Source organism: Pontibacillus salipaludis (assembly GCF_014642405.1).
Taxonomy (GTDB): Bacteria; Bacillota; Bacilli; order Bacillales; family BH030062; genus Pontibacillus; species Pontibacillus salipaludis.
Genome location: NZ_BMIN01000005.1, coordinates 36,515 through 53,407 on the forward strand (window position 1 = coordinate 36,515; position 16,893 = coordinate 53,407).

Annotated in this window: 23 protein-coding genes; 13 read left to right on the forward strand and 10 right to left on the reverse strand. The window is 40.0% G+C overall.

What is annotated here, in order from left to right; all coding sequences use genetic code 11:
- The first annotated feature begins 105 nt into the window (after window positions 1-105).
- From IEW76_RS07365 to trhO, 3 genes are all read left to right on the forward strand, one after another.
- A complete protein-coding gene (locus tag IEW76_RS07365; RefSeq protein WP_188652393.1) occupies window positions 106-1,842 on the forward strand; it encodes an McrB family protein in 1,737 nt (578 codons plus the stop codon).
- Window positions 1,814-4,276 carry a restriction endonuclease-like protein gene (locus tag IEW76_RS07370; protein WP_188652395.1) on the forward strand — a complete coding sequence of 821 codons (2,463 nt, stop codon included), beginning with the start codon at window positions 1,814-1,816 and terminating at the stop codon, window positions 4,274-4,276. Before IEW76_RS07365 ends, IEW76_RS07370 begins: the two co-directional genes overlap by 29 nt.
- Before the next feature lie 157 nt (window positions 4,277-4,433).
- Complete coding sequence (trhO, locus tag IEW76_RS07375; RefSeq protein WP_188652397.1) at window positions 4,434-5,402, forward strand: oxygen-dependent tRNA uridine(34) hydroxylase TrhO; 969 nt, start codon at window positions 4,434-4,436, stop codon at window positions 5,400-5,402.
- Window positions 5,403-5,587: 185 nt separating this feature from the next.
- Here trhO and IEW76_RS20800 read toward each other — a convergent pair whose 3' ends face one another.
- Together IEW76_RS20800 and IEW76_RS07380 are read right to left on the reverse strand one after the other, a co-directional pair.
- A complete protein-coding gene (locus IEW76_RS20800; protein WP_229721153.1) occupies window positions 5,588-5,881 on the reverse strand; it encodes a hypothetical protein in 294 nt (97 codons plus the stop codon).
- Between the two features lies 1 nt (window position 5,882).
- On the reverse strand, window positions 5,883-6,086 hold the full coding sequence (locus IEW76_RS07380) for a helix-turn-helix transcriptional regulator (RefSeq protein WP_188652399.1): 204 nt from the start codon (window positions 6,084-6,086) through the stop codon (window positions 5,883-5,885).
- Window positions 6,087-6,290: 204 nt separating this feature from the next.
- Between IEW76_RS07380 and IEW76_RS07385 the strand changes: the two genes are divergently transcribed.
- On the forward strand, window positions 6,291-7,511 hold the full coding sequence (locus IEW76_RS07385; RefSeq protein ID WP_188652401.1) for a hypothetical protein: 1,221 nt from the start codon (window positions 6,291-6,293) through the stop codon (window positions 7,509-7,511).
- A gap of 181 nt (window positions 7,512-7,692) precedes the next feature.
- On the opposite strand, the gene IEW76_RS07390 is transcribed toward IEW76_RS07385, so the two are convergent.
- A complete protein-coding gene (locus IEW76_RS07390; protein WP_188652403.1) occupies window positions 7,693-8,106 on the reverse strand; it encodes a hypothetical protein in 414 nt (137 codons plus the stop codon).
- A gap of 291 nt (window positions 8,107-8,397) precedes the next feature.
- On the opposite strand from IEW76_RS07390, the gene IEW76_RS07395 reads away from it, so the two are divergent.
- The 7 genes from IEW76_RS07395 (at window position 8,398) to IEW76_RS07425 (ending at window position 11,792) form a co-directional block, all read left to right on the forward strand.
- Window positions 8,398-9,084 (forward strand): DNA alkylation repair protein, encoded by a 687-nt coding sequence (locus IEW76_RS07395; RefSeq protein ID WP_188652405.1) that lies wholly within the window; start codon window positions 8,398-8,400, stop codon window positions 9,082-9,084.
- 455 nt (window positions 9,085-9,539) lie between these two features.
- On the forward strand, window positions 9,540-9,761 hold the full coding sequence (locus tag IEW76_RS07400) for a hypothetical protein (RefSeq protein WP_188652407.1): 222 nt from the start codon (window positions 9,540-9,542) through the stop codon (window positions 9,759-9,761).
- Window positions 9,762-9,913: 152 nt separating this feature from the next.
- On the forward strand, window positions 9,914-10,120 hold the full coding sequence (locus IEW76_RS07405) for a hypothetical protein (protein ID WP_188652409.1): 207 nt from the start codon (window positions 9,914-9,916) through the stop codon (window positions 10,118-10,120).
- 50 nt (window positions 10,121-10,170) lie between these two features.
- Window positions 10,171-10,311 (forward strand): hypothetical protein, encoded by a 141-nt coding sequence (locus IEW76_RS07410; protein WP_188652411.1) that lies wholly within the window; start codon window positions 10,171-10,173, stop codon window positions 10,309-10,311.
- Between the two features lie 283 nt (window positions 10,312-10,594).
- Window positions 10,595-11,128 carry a hypothetical protein gene (locus IEW76_RS07415; RefSeq protein ID WP_188652413.1) on the forward strand — a complete coding sequence of 178 codons (534 nt, stop codon included), beginning with the start codon at window positions 10,595-10,597 and terminating at the stop codon, window positions 11,126-11,128.
- Between the two features lie 70 nt (window positions 11,129-11,198).
- Window positions 11,199-11,375: a hypothetical protein gene (locus IEW76_RS07420; protein ID WP_373285958.1), complete on the forward strand. Its 177-nt coding sequence runs from the start codon at window positions 11,199-11,201 to the stop codon at window positions 11,373-11,375.
- Between the two features lie 120 nt (window positions 11,376-11,495).
- Window positions 11,496-11,792: a hypothetical protein gene (locus tag IEW76_RS07425; protein ID WP_188652415.1), complete on the forward strand. Its 297-nt coding sequence runs from the start codon at window positions 11,496-11,498 to the stop codon at window positions 11,790-11,792.
- Window positions 11,793-11,870: 78 nt separating this feature from the next.
- Here the strand turns inward: IEW76_RS07425 and IEW76_RS07430 are convergent, their stop codons facing one another.
- Complete coding sequence (locus IEW76_RS07430; protein ID WP_188652417.1) at window positions 11,871-12,380, reverse strand: hypothetical protein; 510 nt, start codon at window positions 12,378-12,380, stop codon at window positions 11,871-11,873.
- Window positions 12,381-12,401: 21 nt separating this feature from the next.
- Window positions 12,402-12,716 (reverse strand): hypothetical protein, encoded by a 315-nt coding sequence (locus IEW76_RS07435; RefSeq protein WP_188652420.1) that lies wholly within the window; start codon window positions 12,714-12,716, stop codon window positions 12,402-12,404.
- Between the two features lie 135 nt (window positions 12,717-12,851).
- Between IEW76_RS07435 and IEW76_RS07440 the strand changes: the two genes are divergently transcribed.
- Together IEW76_RS07440 and IEW76_RS07445 are read left to right on the forward strand one after the other, a co-directional pair.
- A complete protein-coding gene (locus IEW76_RS07440; protein WP_188652421.1) occupies window positions 12,852-13,127 on the forward strand; it encodes a hypothetical protein in 276 nt (91 codons plus the stop codon).
- A gap of 145 nt (window positions 13,128-13,272) precedes the next feature.
- Window positions 13,273-13,752 carry a GNAT family N-acetyltransferase gene (locus IEW76_RS07445; protein ID WP_188652423.1) on the forward strand — a complete coding sequence of 160 codons (480 nt, stop codon included), beginning with the start codon at window positions 13,273-13,275 and terminating at the stop codon, window positions 13,750-13,752.
- A 71-nt stretch (window positions 13,753-13,823) separates the two neighbouring features.
- Here IEW76_RS07445 and IEW76_RS07450 read toward each other — a convergent pair whose 3' ends face one another.
- From IEW76_RS07450 to IEW76_RS07470, 5 genes are all read right to left on the reverse strand, one after another.
- Window positions 13,824-14,249 carry a hypothetical protein gene (locus IEW76_RS07450; protein ID WP_188652425.1) on the reverse strand — a complete coding sequence of 142 codons (426 nt, stop codon included), beginning with the start codon at window positions 14,247-14,249 and terminating at the stop codon, window positions 13,824-13,826.
- A gap of 121 nt (window positions 14,250-14,370) precedes the next feature.
- Window positions 14,371-14,661, reverse strand: coding sequence for a hypothetical protein (locus tag IEW76_RS07455; protein WP_188652427.1), 291 nt, complete (start codon window positions 14,659-14,661; stop codon window positions 14,371-14,373).
- A 99-nt stretch (window positions 14,662-14,760) separates the two neighbouring features.
- Window positions 14,761-15,462 (reverse strand): YetF domain-containing protein, encoded by a 702-nt coding sequence (locus IEW76_RS07460; RefSeq protein WP_308422056.1) that lies wholly within the window; start codon window positions 15,460-15,462, stop codon window positions 14,761-14,763.
- A gap of 186 nt (window positions 15,463-15,648) precedes the next feature.
- Entirely contained in the window at window positions 15,649-16,344 is a 696-nt protein-coding gene (locus IEW76_RS07465) for a YetF domain-containing protein (protein WP_188652431.1), read from the reverse strand.
- A gap of 11 nt (window positions 16,345-16,355) precedes the next feature.
- On the reverse strand, window positions 16,356-16,727 hold the full coding sequence (locus IEW76_RS07470) for a DUF4363 family protein (protein ID WP_188652433.1): 372 nt from the start codon (window positions 16,725-16,727) through the stop codon (window positions 16,356-16,358).
- Window positions 16,728-16,893: the final 166 nt, after the last annotated feature.

The window sequence follows — 16,893 nt, forward strand, 5'->3', positions numbered from 1 at the left end:
GCCACTAGTCTAACTAGTGGCTTAAATTTTTTGGGGAAATACATTTGTGGTATTCTGGCAATATATACAAGTGACTATAAGAGTAGTTTAAAAGGAGTGGATCTGATGGACGTTAACATCAACGATATAAACGAGGGTCATATAGGAGCCTTGCTTGCTAAAATTACAAATGAGTATTTACTAGAAAAACAGTCTCCATTCAAAGAAAATCAATTAGGTCAATATGTAAGAGCTCAAGCCCCAAGAATTCTTAAATCTCTACCCTTCATAGATGAATCATTCACAGTAAAAGGGTCAGTAGGGCAAGGAAACTGGGCTCAAGTCCCGTGGATCGCTATTCTACATACTAATGTAACTACAAGCACACAGAGAGGCTATTACTTGGGATACCTGTTTAGTGAAGATATGAAAAGGGTGTACCTTACTTTTGCTCAAGGTATTACAGAAACGTCGAAAAAAGAAATGGAAAGAATTAAGCACGGGATCCGAGATATTACAGTCGTTGAGGACTATAATACATCTACCCCTATTCAAAGGGCTAGCGATATTGACTTAGGACAAAGTTCTAAAGGAAAAGGATACCAGGAATCCACTGCCCTTTATATTAAATACGATCGTGATCATCTTCCAGATGAAGAGGCATTAGAGGAAGATCTCCGTGCGATGGTTGAAATTTATAAACGTTTTGTTTCTATCAATCAACCGAATATTAAAGAAAACCAATCAGAAGAATTGGATGAGTGGTCAAATGAGAAAATCGTAGAGCATATTCATTCTTATATTCAGGGGAAGGGCTTCTTTTACAAATTAGATGATATCAAGAACTTATTTCTCTCACTCAGAACAAAGCCCTTTGTAATCTTATCTGGGATTTCAGGTACCGGAAAGACCAAAATTATGGAGTTGTTTGCAGAGAGTGTGGGGGCAACAGATGAAAACGGTCGATTTAGATTAGTACCCGTTCGTCCTGATTGGAGTGATGGATCTGATTTACTTGGCTACACAGATATTAAGGGAGAATTTCAAAAAGGCCCACTATTAACCGTAATAGAAGAGGCAAGTCAAGATCCAAGTCAACCATATTTTGTCGTATTAGATGAAATGAACTTAGCCAGAGTGGAGTATTACTTTAGTGATTTCCTAAGTGTCATTGAGAGTCGGAAATGGCATGACGGGGAGGTAGTGTCTGCTTCCATTATGGATGAAACCCAAATTGGCAGAAAGGTGACAATTCCTTCAAACTTGTACATCGTAGGTACGGTCAATATGGATGAAACGACTCACCCATTTAGTAAGAAAGTTCTCGATCGAGCTAATACAATTGAGTGCAATGATGTTCATCTTGATTGGTTCTTCTTTTTAGAAGAAGAGGAGGTAAGCCACCAACCTCTCGCGTTACCGAATCATCGACTTACTTCAAAGTATTTGCGACTAAAAGACGCTTATTCTACGCATAAAGACCTAATCCAAAACGTTACAACTGAACTAGTTAAACTAAACCAATTGCTTGAGCCGATTCAAGCACACGTGGGGTACCGTGTCAGGGATGAGATTTGCTTTTATGTCATTTATAGTCGTTCGCTATTTTCGCTTGAGGAAGCGTTAGATTATCAATTCTATCAAAAGATCTTGCCAAGACTTACAGCAAGTCATGGACAATCGTTTCAAGTATTGAAGAATCTGTTTACATACTTTACAAATCAGCAATATAATGAGGATCTCACAACTGAACGAGTTCATGAAATGATTAAAACAGCACGTTTTCCACGTAGTGCGGAAAAAGTCCATGACATGCTTGTAAGAGGTGATCTAGATGGATTCACATCTTTCTGGAGCAGTTAATGAGGAAGTGGAGCTAGTTGAAATTGAGACGGAAGCATTTTCCCTCTATATTAAAGGGAAGCCGTATCATCATCGTTATGAAAGTTTAAAGCATTATCAAAAGGTACAATCTGATGAGAATATGCATTTTTCTTACGAGGGGGAAGCTATAGAGTCTGTGCGATTGTTTGATGTCCAAACTGAAGAATTGGTTGAATCTACAAATGTTTCGCCCCTGTTTTTTGAAAATGGGACCTATCAGCTCGTAGTTACTCCGAAAAACGGGTACGAGCTTCATTTCCATCATGAGCACCAATCTTTAAGGAAGGCTATTAGTCGTGTAGGAAAGCCACCTTTTGAATTGCTAATGGGCAATTTAACGTTCACAAATGAAGTTGGATATACTACTTTTTCTATAGGAACGAAAGAAAAGAAGGTATTAGAGGTAACCCTTGAAATCTTTCCTTCGAAATTATCCTATAAAGAAGACTATCAAAAATTACTCGAAGAAGTGAACGAGGAAGTTTACAATCTGGCGTATCATTTTGTGAAGAAAACGTATCTAGGTGCTACAACGTCCTTAACTGTAGAGTCATCTTGGAGCGAGTTTTATCGTCTGCTAATGCAGTATTATAAGCAGTTTACGAAAGCAATTGCTCAAATAGAAAAACAGCCTCATCATCAATTGATAAAGGAGCATGCCTTAGTTAGAGGGGATCAATTAAAGAAACAAGACTCTAAAGGGCGGAAATTTCTTCGTAAACGTCCAGAGCTTTTTACTGAGACTCAATATGGTATACCGATTGGTGAGAAGAAGGTCATGCCAACAAAGGGTCTAAACGTCCAGAAGCGATTATCCTTTGATACACTTGAGAATCAATTTGTGAAATGGATGATGACTCGCATCATTCATAAGGTTGAATCATTAAAAGAGACGCTAAGGAAACAGGCATCGGTCTACCAGACATCAAATCATGACGATAAATTGGATGAAATAGAAGCGATGGAAGCCTATTTAAAAAAGAAAATCCGGTCTTCTTTTTGGAGGGAAATTAGTTCACTAGATCGTTCCGTTATGAGTCTAGTGCTTCAAATGGCTCCTGGGTATCGTGAAGCTTATCAAACCTACCTCATATTATCTCGTGGACTTATTTTACATGGTGAGTTAGCAAGAATGTCTGTTAAAGATGTGGCTACGTTGTATGAATACTGGACATTTCTCAAATTAGGGCAGATTCTCGGTTCTAAATATGAAATGATTAGCCAAGATATTATTAAAGTAAATCGCGAAGGTCTTTTTGTCACGTTAAATCAGTCAGCTTCAGCAAAGCGAGTGTTCCGTCATCCTCATACTAAGGAGAGGATTACACTCTATTTCCAGAAGCACTCCGGGAAAGTGCCAACAGTAAAGCAAAAGCCCGATTCCATGTTGAGTATTGAAAAGTCGGGTAAAGATCGAACGTATGAATATGTGTTTGATGCTAAATATCGGGTCGACTTTGCGGTAGAAGATAGTTATTATCATCGCGCTTATCATACTTCTGGTCCTTTAGAAGAGGATATCAATACCATGCACCGTTACCGTGATTCTCTAGTAGAGGGAAAAGAGGGGGCGTATGAGAGGTATACGTTTGGTGCCTATGTTTTATTTCCTTGGGGCGACGAACATGAATATGAGAAGCACCAGTTTTATAAGAGTATTCAGAAGGTCAATATAGGTGGATTTCCTTTCTTACCCAATTCGACTCTTCTGGTCGAGCGTTTCCTTGATCGGTTGATAGAAGCCTCCCCGCAACAAATCCAGCAAGAAGGAATCTTACCTAAAGGTACACTTGAGGAATGGGAATCTGACCTGGTCGAACGGGTGTGTATCATTAAAGTTACCTCTCAGGAAGAGTTTGTCCGAGTTATACAGCAGGGAAGGTTGAAGGTTGCTGCTGATTGGTTAAATCGAGATTGGCATAAATCTAGTTATGTAGGTCTGTATAAGCCCCGTAATGTGTTTGGTGATCAAGGCGGAGTAAGTCACTACGCTAAAGTTGGAAGTGTTGATGTGGAGGACTCGTCTATTACGTTCACCCTACAAACGTGGCAGTCCACAAGGCAACTCATTAAGCCTGTTGGATACGGCATTCGCACGTCTGCTATGACGGACCTTGAGAGTCTGAAGCATGCTGACGAGTTGCCCCAACTCTTTATGAAATCAAATGATGAAAGACATTTATGGAACTTGATGCGACGATTTACAAAGCAAATCATAGTATCGTTAGACCATGAGGATGTTGGGGAGGCCGAGCGAATCTCAACATTTCAGAGTCAAGATGGAAAGTTAACCTTTGAGATTGATGAGGACTCTGTCTATATCCGTTCAGCCTCTAACCAAGTAATAATTTCTAAAAAAGATTGCGTCTACTATCCAAATAAGGTGTTCCGACAAATTGTGAATATTTTATAGAAGATATTGGTCATATGCGAAATAAACTTGATTTCCTCCCCTACCCCCCATTACAATATTATGTTGTAATAAATGTGTTAGATGAGGCAGGAACAGTCTGCATCACAGGCGCCTTATTACTATATCTGGGAAATATAGCGAAAAGGTGGAATTAAGAATGGAAAATCAAGATTACCGTGTACTACTGTATTACCAGTACGTCACAATCGAAGATCCAGAGCAATTTTCAAAGGATCATTTAAAATTCTGTAACGAGCTAGGCTTAAAAGGTCGTATTCTCGTAGCGGAAGAAGGGATTAATGGTACCGTTTCTGGAACGGTTGAGGCGACTCAAGCGTATATGGATGCGATGCATGCGGATGAGCGTTTTGCGGAGATGCCATTTAAGGTAGACGCAGCAGATGATCATGCGTTTCAGAAGATGCATGTGCGCCATCGTCCGGAGCTTGTGACGCTTCGTTTAGAAGATAACCATAATCCAAATGACATTACAGGCGAGCACTTAGAGCCGAAAGACTGGATGGAACAAATGCAGCGTGAGGACACAATCGTTCTTGACGCGCGCAATGATTATGAATATGACCTCGGACACTTCCGTGGAGCGGTTCGTCCTGATGTCGAGACGTTCAAGGACCTGCCGGATTGGGTTCGAGATAACCAAGAAATGTTTGAAGGCAAGAAAGTTATGATGTACTGCACAGGCGGAATTCGCTGTGAGAAGTTCTCTGGCTGGATGATGAAAGAAGGGTTTGAGGTAGCACAGCTGAAAGGCGGTATTGCTACTTATGGAAAAGACCCTGAGGTGAAAGGTCAGCTATGGGATGGTCAAATGTTTGTGTTTGACGATCGTCTGACTGTACCGGTTAACCAGGTTGAGCACACAATTGTCGGTGAGGATTACTTCACAGGCGAACCAGCTGAACACTTTGCGAACTGTGGGAATCCTGATTGTGACCGTCGTATGATTATGACGGAGGAGAATGAGCACAAATATATGCGCAGCTGTAGTCATGAGTGCCGTACTCATCCACGTAATCGTTATGTGGAGGAGCATGGGCTTAGTGAGGGAGATGTGCAGGCTCGTTTAAATCAAATAGAAGAAGAGGATAGTGTCGAAAAGGCTTAAATAAATATGAGGCTGGGACACACCTCTCTTAAAATGAATAGTACGCAGGAAATCTGATTGGAAAATCATGATTCCCTGCGTTTTTTAATGACTTGAACTGATAACCAGCTATTTTAAACTTGTGTCTAAGCCTCTTTACTTGATATAAGAAAGCGGGACAAGGAACCTGTCCCAATGGTCCGCGTTTAATAATTTTGCTTGGTCTTGTTGATATAAAGAAACACACTCCCCAAAACACTTAATAAGAGTGTAAAATACAATAATATATCAGGTATATATTTGGTTGAAACAATTTCAAGCAAATGGAGTACAACTAATAAAACAATACCTACATACAACGTATTAAATAGCATATTATTTGTTTTGTACTTAATTTCCTTACCTCTTTCATCTTTTGCTTCATCACTCGATTGGAACTTCAATAAATACATCTGACTAAGAAATATTAAAGCAATGAATAGAAACTTTAACATTAGCATTCTACACGTCCTCCTTATAATCAAAAACTTCAGTTAATGGCTTCTCAAAAGCATTTGCTATTTTGAAAGCAAGAATAAGTGAAGGGTTATATTTTTGTTTTTCGAGAGTTGCAATGGTTTGACGACTAACCCCAACCCTCTTTGCAAGTTGTTCTTGTGTCCATCCTTTCTCTGCTCGGTAAACTACTAACTTATTTTGTAACATTTACCCACCTCTGTTTAATATTGTAAAATATTTCTTGCAAATTGTAAATTATTTCTTACAAAGGTATATGGTATGAAGCAAAAAAATTTTCGGAAGACTAGACAGGTCCCTTGTATGAACCAGGTCCTGTGGTGCTACCTCAAGACTAGTTAAAAATATGATGTATAATGGTGACTAGGAATATTTATGCTTAGGGGGGATTTCATGAACATAGAGCGTATCATTAAAGAACTGTCCCAGAAACGACCTCTATTTCATAACGAAGCAGATTTCCAGCATGCATTAGCCTGGGAAATTAAAGAGAGCTATCCTGATGCTAAAATTCGTTTAGAAATGAAGGTACACGGAGTGGGTACGAAAGTGTACTTAGATATATTGGCTGTTATCGATGGGTATAAGTACGCGATTGAACTAAAGTACAAAACAAAACAGTTTGACCACATGCTAGAAGAGGAAGAATTCTCTCTCATTACGCAAGGAGCACAAGATATAGGAAGGTATGACGTGTTAAAAGATCTAGTGCGGTTGGAGAAAATGGTTGCGGAAGGTGTGGTAGATGAAGGATTTCTTATCTTTCTTACCAATGACTCATCCTATTATTCTATTAATGAGAATGTAGAAGCTATTGATCGTAAGTTTAGAATTCATGAAGGAAAAGAGATACATGGAACATTGAGCTGGGGTGAACAAACTGGCAAAGGGACGATGAAGGGAAGAGAAGATGCCCTTTCACTAAAAGGGAATTATACGATGAACTGGCATTCCTATAGTCAATTCCCTAAGCGTAGTGGAGATTTTCAATATATGATTCAGAAGGTATCCAAAGATGAGAAAGAGTGGTTCAACTCGTTCACCCATTTGGAACAGGTACCCACCTCTCAGCAGGATCTTGCGAGTAAATTGGCTGCGCACTTAGAATCGATCGGATACTCTGTAGAAATGAATAAGCAGGTAGAAAATGAAAAGGTGGATCTGTGGGCGGAAAAAGGTCTAGACATCTTAGCAATTGAAGTCCGATATAAAACAGTGAAGCTTAACACCCTTCATAATGATATACATATTGATTTAAAACACCAGGGAGCGCAGGACCAAGGGAGGTACGATTACCTACGTGATCTCAGTAAGTTAGAGAATATAACGACAGCTAGACGTGGTGTGCGTGCCTATGCGCTATTAATCACCAACGATAAATTATATTGGGAGAAACCAGTGAATACGGATACGGTAGATTCTGATTTTCGCATTCATGAAGGGAGAACGCTAACAGGAAATCTTGCTTGGAAGGTGGAAGCTTCTCAGGGAACAATGGTAGCTCGTGAAGGAGTACTGTCATTGGTAGAGAAATATCAGCTAGAGTGGGTTCCGTTTTTGACTCTTTATGACGAAAAGAATAGTGAGTTTAGGGCGTTGCTTGTAAAGGTGTGATTCATTAGGGAAAGTTTGGAGAAGCTCTATAGAAGCGTAGGGATGGTTTTATTTTTTTTGATTAATAGATCAGGGTTGTCTAAGGGAAATTAATTCGGCAAAACACCCCAACTCTTCACGAAAGAGGCTAGAAGGAGATATAAGAATTAAAGGCTGCAACTAACCAAAGTTGTAGCCTGTTTTAGTTTTCCATACGGTAAATCAAATGTTCTAAAACGGAATAAACTAAACCACACAAAAAGAAAATAGTATAAAACGTCCCAATATTAAGGTCATATTCATGTATGAAATCCCCATACCCATATAAATGATTGAAAAACCAATGTGCCATGCTTAAGGATAAGGCTAGGAACAAAACGATTTTTATAATAAACGAATGAAGGTATCGATTAACAAGGAACCCTACTAAGCAGAATAGAAAGTATGCGATGAACCAATAGAAAGCGAAGAAGAGGATCAAGCCAAGGTCGTCCGTTAATCCAACGTATTCTGATGTCGTAATTTTTGTGCCTTCTAGTGTTTCTACTACCATAGTGCCTAGTGAAAAGATGAGTATAAAAGAAATAAGAGTTAAACCAAGATATTTTTCGTTCAACTAGAACCCACCTTTCTGTATAGGGTGAGGGATCCAGGTGCTGAATGGGGTAGATCGTAATTGTAGGTTGTCTTTGAAACTATTGAATTTGGAATACGAGACGATCGACATGTTGGAAGCTCCAATCTTTTTCTAAATATTAGTTCATTTTACCTTATTTTCATAAAACTTCAAATGTGATCTTCTAGTGATGACAGGGTAGATTATTTGCAGCTGGATAACAGGTGCTCATATCGGTGTTATAATGAAACTGCGAGATAATGAAGTTAATACATAAAAGGGGCGAATGAAATGTATTCAATCGAAACACTACAAGAACGAATGGAAGACAATCAGAACGAAGAAAAAGCCCAAAAGATGGCCCAATATATGCGTAACCAATTTTCATTCTACGGAATTCAGGCTGAGCCATTGAAAAGGATTGTGAAGGAGCATATCAAACAAGAAGGAATCCCTTCACCAGATGAGATCCATGCTGTGGTAAAGGCACTTTGGTCAAAAGAAGAACGGGAATACCAAATGGTAGCCTTGAGACTAGTGGATGAATACATAAAGAAATACGGCATCAGAGAACAGGACGCGGCGCTCATTGAGTACATGACTGTCCATAAATCCTGGTGGGACACGGTGGACCACATAGCCGGCAAGCATGCTTCCCGATTGTTTGCGGAGTATCCACACCTTTTGCAAACCGTTGGGAAAGAGTGGAGAGGGTCGACAAATATATGGTTGCGTCGGGTGATGATCTTATTCCAGCTGAAATACAAGGAAAAGACAGACCTTCAATTACTAGAGGATATCATTAGAGAAAATACGGGCTCTGATGAGTTTTTTATCAATAAGGCGATTGGCTGGATTTTAAGAGAATATTCGAAAACAGATGCTGAATGGGTACAGGATTTTATGGATAGGAACGATGCGTTATCAAAATTAAGTAGACGTGAAGGGTTGAAATATATTAAGAAGCACGTTAATTAGGTATAGATACCTTTATCGCTTTAACGAGATTTTGTAGTGGTGGAACGGCAGGACAAGGAACCTGTCCCTATGTCCATGGGAGGTGAATGCAATAGGTATTCTTATTGAAATCCTGTTAAATCTGGGCGCAAGTATCCTTTCCTTCATTTTCCCAAATAAGGAAGAAAGAGAAGAAAAAAAGCTAAAGAAAGCGTACGATAAACGGTTGAGAGAGGAACAAGAAGAGCAGAGACGAAAAGGCAAGTAATGCAACAACCTCAAGCCATCCAATTGTTTGTTCTTTTACACTACTTTGTGATCAGGCTATCTTCAATTAAAAATAAGCAGAAGAGTTGCAGAAGGCATAGGAGTTTCTAAAGGTCCCTGTTTTATAGGAGCCAAATGGAATAAAAGCCCGATAAAGAAGGCGGGGAGATCTTTCTTCATTCATATAACGAATAAAGGAGTATGAAATTATGAAAAATTCTCAATGGTACCCAAGCATTTTTGCAGGGTTGTTCTTTATTGGATTAACGATCGCGGAGTTGCTCATACAGTCGCTCGTACAGGTCAACCTCTATTCCACGTATGCCATACTCGGATCACTAGCTACCGCTTCAGTGATTATTTTCATTAACACTGCTGTGGTTATAGATAGGAAAATAAAAAAGAAAAACAATAACACAAATACCGAATAGTCATACAGTCATCCTACTCACGAATTTCTTGCGAACGATTTACTTTTGTTTGTTACATTAACGGGTGCAATTGTTCAATAATGGACGGATCGCTGTTTACTAACGGAGCATGATGGTTTAATAAGAATTTAGTGGAAAGGGAGATATTATCCATGGAAACTATTATTACTATTATTTTCTTAATTTCAGCAGTGCTAATAGTTGTTGTTGCAAAGTATAAAGACATCAAAAACAAGAAAGAAAACCCACCCCAGCAATGGGAAGGCAAAACACAGAGGGAGATGGAGCAAGAAAGAGAACGGGGAGAAAAACTAACTGAATTTCAAAAAGGAAACGGTAGAGGTGGAGGACCTTTTTAATTACTAATTTAATGGGGGCATATTTTAGAACGAAGTAAGGTGATGTGTACATGAGTAAAGCGAATATGGAAGAGGTCATTGGAAAGTTAGAAAAGGTGCTCTCAGGTGATTTAACTCGTGAAGAAATATCAGAGTGGGCTGAATTGAAAAAGCAAAGGGGTTCCTATGAATCTAAAGGGCACGATTGCTGAACAACAGCAGTCGCTTCTTTAATTTGCTGCGCAAAGAGGTGATTGATTTGGAGAAATATAAAGTCTTTTTATTATTTGTTATAGCCCTTACTTTACTGTACATCGCTTTTATGGTTACTGACTTAGTAATGTATTCTAAATAAAACAAACGTGTGCTTTAGTTGAAGAAGCATAGCTCTGCATTAAATGGTTTGTTGTCATACAGTGGATGATCTGAACGTAGGTTATCGATGGGAGAGTGCAGATCTTATAAAACGTTCTCGTTCTATTTGTGGGTGGCCTTTTGAACTTTATTGCGTGGCTGATCGTGGCTTGTGAAATTGGGTTTTGGATCGTGATTGTACTAGGGTTATTCACAAGGTATGTGCTGAAGAAAGATAAGCTGGGATTATTCCTCTTAGCGTTAACCCCTGTCATTGATTTGCTGTTATTACTCATGACTGGGTTCGATTTATATCGAGGAGCGACCGCCACAACGGCACATGCTGTTGCTGCTGTTTATGTAGGTGTTTCCATTGGTTTTGGGAAAAGTATGATAGAATGGGCCGACAATAGATTTCGTTACTACATAACAAAAGAAGGATCAAAACCAACAAAGCGGACGGGGCATGAGCATTCCGTCCATTATTTGAAAGGGTGGGGGAGGCACGTCCTTTCTTATGTGATTGGTGCTGGTCTTTTATTAGGGATGATCTTCTTCATAGACGACACCTCGAGAACGGAAGTGTTATGGAACGTGCTACGAATATGGACCGTTGCGTTAGGGGTGGACTTCTTGATCGCTATAACGTATTTTGTTTGGCCGAGGAAGGGATGACGGGGACACGGTAATGAGGGTGTGACGGAAGCTTTTGTTTGAATCTGTAAGAATGGTTGAGGCGATACGTGTGTCTACTTTATATAATAAGACGATGATTTTCGCATTAGTTGTGATTTTTATTTTGTGGGTGTTCTTACAACTCTCTCTTGATATGAGTATCTTGAAGAATCCACTCAACTACTTTGTAGGATTTACCATTTTCTTTTTTATAGTAAAATATGCAGTGAATAGAAGAACGAAATAAACGCGAAACCCTACTATTGGAGGGATTCGCGTTTTTATTATGGGACAAGGAACCTGTCCCCCTGTCCAATGTGCTAAACTAATAACCAGGCCATTACAAAGAACAAAAGGAGGGGAAGGAATGGGAGTTGGCATATTTACTCTTGTGTATTTACTATTACCTCAAGTTGTTGTCTTTTCGCTAAGCATCCTATTAAGACTCTACTTCAGAAAGCTTAAAGTCATCCATATTTTGATGATTTCCGTTTTGGTAACAGTGGTTTTCCTTTTATCAATGGAAGGGTTGTTAGCTGCCATAGGCTTTTACATAGGTAGTAATATCTTGGTCTCCATCCTTGGGATCCTTGTAGCTGAGTTTTGTTTTTACATCGTACATAGAGCAGAGCGCAAAGTAGACGAAAAGTATAATCAGTCGTAGCGAAGGGTGTCTACTGAATAAAAAAGTGAACTTCTATAAATTAGAAGTTCATTTTTTATAAGAATAGCAAGATTGAACCTAAAATAAGAAATCCGTACTATCCGACATAATGTCATTAAACGTCTCTACAGTAACCGTTTTGTTGTCACGAGTGGGGTCATCCGAACGTAATTCATCGGCTATGTACTCCATGGATTTCTTCAAATTCTCGATGTTGCTTAATTGAGCATCCGTTGGGGTGCTGTCCTCAATTTTTTGTAACTCTGTTAATCTAGCGAAGTCTTTTGTTGTAATGTTGGAATCAACGTATTGACGACCTGTGTACAACAAGGAATCCAGCTTATTGATCCTCTTGGTTAATTCGTCCAGGCCCTTCTTGAGCTGCTCAGGGTTATCGGTATTCGATAATACATAAGAGGCAGAGCTAGAGGTGAGGACGGCCTGATTATAATACTCATTAATAAACGTTTCCACTTCTTCTTTGTCTTCATAATAGGAGTCCATATAGTTCCCTCCCAATACTGCGATCCCAATGACTAGAATCCCGATTAATTCGTACTTGAGCCACGTTTTCGTAAAAATCTTCATTTCCTTTCCTCCAACCTAATACTAGAATGTTCTCGCTTTACGATACACGATTAGCGTAAGGGCATTTAATAGAATCGTAACGATGAGAAGTAGGGATGAGACAATGGCCACGGCGTACATGGTGTCCATGAGAGCCGCCCAATCTCCAATCGATACCTTATGATAGGTGTAAAGAATCTGACAGACTAGTGAAATTCCGCAAGCACTAAAGCTCATAACGGATAACGCCATCCACTTGTTCGTCGCTTTTGACTGATCCCGCATCAGGTTGACCACGGGAAGGCTCCAAGCAAGGATTCCTAAGAAGAGGCTTGCGAGGTTAAGGTACCCGTACATAGTGAGAATCCTCCTTTGTGTGTTCACCTATTTCATTCCAGGTATTTATGTATGTTGCTGAATAATCTATGTTATATTTTAACACATATATCCAGTTACTGACTTACAAAAAAACGGAGGGGAGAGGCATGGAATATGAAAAGGCGAATTCTGCTTGTTCTTTTTGTATTGCTCGTGACAACAGCTTGTTCGGAGGATTTCGGGGAGCTTACGAGAGTAGATTTTCAAATAGTAACTCCGGGCGAGGACCACACAGGTGAAGAGACGATTACAGATGACGACTCGATCGAAACGATCCGTGACGTTATGAATGAAGTTCAATGGGAGGATAAAAATACTAGTATGGTGAGAAAGAAAGATGTGAGGGCCGTTTTTTCTATCAACAAGAAGAGGGGATGCCAGAGCGATTAGTGGAATATGACATCTGGTTTACCGAGGAATCGGTGTTCGCGGTGATCATGAGTGAGGAGGAAGGACGACGATATGGCGTGTTGCGTCCGGAATATGGGGGCCTTTTAAGAGATGTGTTTGTGAAATGATGGGGGAGGTGAGGGACATGAATCAGGTCTGTTTTCAGGAGATTGATGAAACGAATGAAAGGGCTGTTCGAAGCGTAAGGGTGAAGCGGGGACAGGAACATTTTATCGAAACGGTCGATGAATGCCTGGAGGAAGCGGCTACTTATCCTGAGTGGCATCCGGTTGCTATCTATTCTGATAACAAGGTAGTCGGATTTGCGATGTATGGGTGTGTGGGGCGAAATGGTGAAACGTGGATTGATCGGGTGATCATCGACAAAAACGAGCAGGGAAAAGGGCTGGGGAGATTGGCGGTGACGAAGCTGATCGATGTTGTCACGAGGGAATACGGGGTGAATGTGCTTTACTTAAGTATTATAGAAGAGAACAAAAGAGCGCGGTATTTGTATGAAAGCTTGGGGTTTGAATACATACATGAGCGCGATCCGAATGGGGAGCTTATTTTTGCATATCGCGTGAAGCAGGATGTTAGGACAGGTACCTTGCTTCCACCGTGAATAGCGGTGGGACATGGTACCTGTCCCCTTGTCCCGTTAGATATAAAGCAATACAGCAGCGGGAAACAGTATTAAATTTCTTCATCAAATTCTTTCCATTGACCATCTTTGTAGACCTCAAGGATCTCACCTTCTCCGGAAATGAACGTAATCGTCTTGTTGTCGTCTTTGTAAGTGGTAATAGGAATCTCAACTTTTACCTTTAAATCCTGATGTTCATGTAGATACTGACTGATCGTTGAGGTTTTATCATTGCCATCCCGTACTTTTTCGGCAATAAGAGAGTATTTGGTGGTCGCTTCTAGTTCCTGTGCTAATTCTGTTTGTGTGTAGTACAGATCCCAAAATTCATGAAACGTAACGACTTTTGTTTCGTTTGACACTTGCTTCTCATCTTCGAAAGCATTTAGTTTCATTTGAGCCCTCAAAGTAGGAATGCTGATAACTGTAACAATCAGAATGATCACGCCTATAAGGAAGATACCAATCTTTTTCACGTAAGCTCACCCTTTTTCCTAGTTTGATAGGTTTATTTTAACACTTTAGGGAAGGGATGCGTTATTGTTAAGGCAAGTGAATGGGATTTAGGAAGAGGAGGTGGGACAAGGTACCTGTCCCTTATGATGCATTCTGACGTTTCTTGCGAAAAGCGATCAGAGATGTTTTAAGTGATGCATACCCACCAACAGCTGCATTGCCATAGAAGAACCCCATGAAAAAGCCGGCAACTATATTGTTAGGATGGGCGAAGAAAATGGAGATTACTAAACCAACGATATTGGCCACTGTTGGCACGGCTGCTTTAGGAATTGGAAGTGTCTTTTTCAGTAGTTGTGTGAGAATGATGACTAATGGGACAGCTATAACGGCGTCCCAAAAATTGGTATGAATAACAGGGAAATGTTCCATGAACGGTTCCACCTAACTTTTAAAGGAATAAGGCTATTATGCGCTCATCCTAAAGTGTTATACCTCCCACTTGTGACTCCCGATCCTAATTCTCCGTCGTTACGAATCCTTTACTTGATCAATATAAAACGTTCCATCTTTCTGTACTTCAGCATAGAAGACATCTGATACAGAGTTCACACCTGCTTGTTGAAGCTGCTGGTGCAACCAGCTTTCTGTAACATGTAGTTTATCTAGGTTTTTTTGCACGATCTTACCGTCGGATATCACTTCTGTTGTGGTTGGGAATATGGGGGATGTGATGGAGTTTGACGATAATCCTGATTTGGTTAACGGCTGATTGACTTCTTGCTTTAATACAGAGATCTTGCCATCTGTCTCTAGAATCGCGTAATCAACTTCTGAGATGGAAAATGCATTTTTCTTACGTAACATGGCTTTAAGAACATCCAGGTCAATCCGTGCCTTTTTCATTTCTTGATCCATGACTTTCCCGTCCTTAATAAGGATAATTGGATCACCGTTGAGAATAGTGCGGACTTTTTTTGATTTGATATCTAGATAGCCCAGGATAATTGTAAATAAAGCCCAAGCGAGCAATGCATACAATCCATGAGAGACTTTGAACGTTTGGTCTATCGCAAGGCTTGCACCAATGGTCCCTAACGAAATTGCGGAAACGAAATTAAAGAACGTCATTTGACCGATTTCTTTCCGTCCCATAATTCTGGTAAGAAGAATCAGAACGAAGAAAGCAAGTAGGAGTCTTAGGGTGAGTTCGCTGAAGGACAATGGGAACACTCTTTTTTAATTGTAGTTGTGTGAATCTAGACTTAGCTTTCGTTAATACATCTAGATTATTCTAAGTCCAGGCGTATATGTATTGAAAAGAAAGAGATGAGGGTTCAATTTTGATATTGAGATGTTACTAGAGGAGCGAAAGAAAAAGGATAGAAAAGAGGTGCCGGCCTTCCTATCCAGTCTAGTTTAATAAATATTTGGTGTTTGAGTTTTTTGATGGCGCTTAATAATATGGATCTTTCCGCTACTATCCATTTGTGCGAAGGAAACCTCACTAATGCTTTGAACAGCATGGGTGCGAAGGTGTGTGAGTAACCAATTTTGATCCTTTTGAAGGAATTTTAAATTCTCGTGATTCACTTCTCCATCAATAATGAGTGGGAAGCTTAAAGAAACAGGAGAGGGTGGAATCCCCATGTCAGATGGTTGTAAAGGTCTGGCTTGAGAAGTGGGCACAACAGATAGTTTCCCGCTTGGCTCAATGATGGCATACCTCACATCTCCAATATTTTGATACCCCTTTAGTCTAAGCTCTGATAAAAGTAAAGGGATATTCATTTTTGAATAGCGTAATTCCTGTTCCTGAATAATTCCATCAGCGACAACAATGATAGGCTTTGAATCAATATTATAGAAGAACTTCTTCAATGAAAGATAGCCAAGTAAAATGGTAGCAATCATTAAAACGAACACTCCGGCTGTCGCTTTAGAAGGAATCTTGTACACGAGTGGTTCCGCAGCTACGGTTGTGATCAGCATAATGGCAGCGAGGTCATAAGAAGTCATGTTCGAAATCGATTTCTTTCCAATGATCCTAACGGCTGTCCACGTGACAAGTAACATGATTATACATCGTAAGGCATAAGCGATAACGCCACCCATCAAATTCCCTCCTACGGTTCTGGGATAACACGACTAAAGTTTCTCCATAAGTCTTCTGCCATTTTAGCTCTGCCGAAGACCTCCACCTGATCTTGAGCTTCAGTGCCAGCAAGAATAAAACTCAGAGATTCTTCAAGGAGCGAAAACTCTGCCTCTCCAAAGTTGATAAGGATGACTAATTTCTTCTTCTCCCATTCCTTATGTAGTTCTTGTGCCAACATTTCAGCATCTTTCCATTGATTATGCTGTGCATATTCCTCAATTCGGTTAAGGTTCTCTATCATATGAACGTCTTTCCATACAGCGTTTTTGATCCAAAAATACCCTGTAAAGACCAACAGGACGAGAAAGATCAACAAGATATCAATAGTCTTGTTCTTCATGATGTTCCTCCTAGTAATAGCTTATATTGACTTTTCTTATTATGGTTCTGTACATTCATCCCATACATAAACGGTGGAAAGGGTTACAAGACGATAGCTGAGTGGGGATGCTTACAGATGGAGCGTCTCTCTTACATTTCAATCTATAAAAGTAACCAAAGTGCAG